General features: G+C 71.8%; 1 protein-coding gene. It reads right to left on the reverse strand.

Annotated features, from left to right (window positions below; all coding sequences use genetic code 11):
- Window positions 1-34 precede the first annotated feature (34 nt).
- Window positions 35-1,165 (reverse strand): IS30 family transposase, encoded by a 1,131-nt coding sequence (locus D0D37_RS46375; protein WP_425267045.1) that lies wholly within the window; start codon window positions 1,163-1,165, stop codon window positions 35-37.
- Between the last annotated feature and the right edge of the window lie 127 nt (window positions 1,166-1,292).

Below are 1,292 nucleotides of genomic sequence, written 5' to 3' on the forward strand. Positions count from 1 at the left end.
GGGTGGATTCGAGGGGTGGTTGCAACGCGGGTGGTTATTTGGTTTCGGTCAGGAGTTTAGCGAGGCGTTCGGCTGGGGTGTCCCAGTCGAGGGTTTTGCGTGGGCGGCGGTTGAGTTGTGCGGCGACGGCGGCGAGGTGTTCGGGGGTGTGGGCCGAGAGGTCGGTGCTTTTGGGGAAGTACTGGCGCAGCAGGCCGTTGGTGTTTTCGTTGCTGCCGCGTTGCCAGGGGCTGTGGGGGTCGCAGAAGTAGACGGGGATGCCGGTGGCGATGGTGAATTCGTGGTGGCGGCCCATTTCGCTGCCCTGGTCCCAGGTCAGGGATCGTTGCAGGTGCGCGGGCAGGGTCGCGGCGGTGTCGGCGAGGGCGTCGCGGACGGCGTCGGCGCCGCGGCCGCGGGGGAGCGGGACGAGCAGGGTGTAGCGGGTGGAGCGGTCGACCAGGGTGGCGATGGCGGAGGCTCCGTCCTTGCCGATGATCAGGTCGCCTTCCCAGTGGCCGGGGACGGCGCGGTCGGCGGCTTCGGCGGGCCGGTCGCTGATCATGACCATGGGTTCGGCGAAACGGGGCCGGCGCTGCTCGCCGCTGGTGCGGGGTGTGCGCTGGGTGCGGCCGGTGCGCAGGGCGCGGGCCAGTTCGCGGCGGAGTTCGCCGCGGCCTTGGACGTAGAGGGCCTGGTAGATCGTTTCGTGGGTCACGTGCAGCTCCGGCCGGTCGGGGTGGTCGCGGCGCAGCCGGGCGGCGATCTGCTCCGGGCTGAATTTCTCGTCCAGCATCGCCTGCACTCGTTCCCGCAGCTCGGGGCAGGCCGTGATCTTGCCGGTTTTCGGCCGCGGGCGCCGTGCCCGGGCCAGCTCGTGCGCCGCGTGCGGCCGGTATTCGCCGCAGGGGCGGGCGTTGCGGGCGATCTCCCGGCTGACCGTGGACGGGCTGCGGCCCAGCTCGGCCGCGATCGCCCGCAACGAGCGGCCCGCCGCCCGCCCGTCCGCGATCGCGATCCGTTCCTCGATGGTCAAGAACCTGCCGGAGCACGGCCCGGGCCGTGCGGGAGCCGGGCGGGCGTTCGCGCCCGCCCGGCTCGGCCGCCCCTGCCGCCAATAGTGCCCGGTCCGCCGGTCGACTCCGACAATCCGGCACGCCTCGACCGTGCCCACGCCCTCTGCCACAAGATCAAAATAGCGGCGGCGTTCCGCCGCCAGCCTCACACGACCCCGCGGCAACCGGCCCTCGCCGACCTCGAACACAGCAACCCCTGCACAACTCAGGCGTTGCAACGACCGCTAGAACCCAAGC

The organism is Amycolatopsis circi (genome assembly GCF_003385235.1).
Taxonomy (GTDB): domain Bacteria; phylum Actinomycetota; class Actinomycetes; order Mycobacteriales; family Pseudonocardiaceae; genus Amycolatopsis; species Amycolatopsis circi.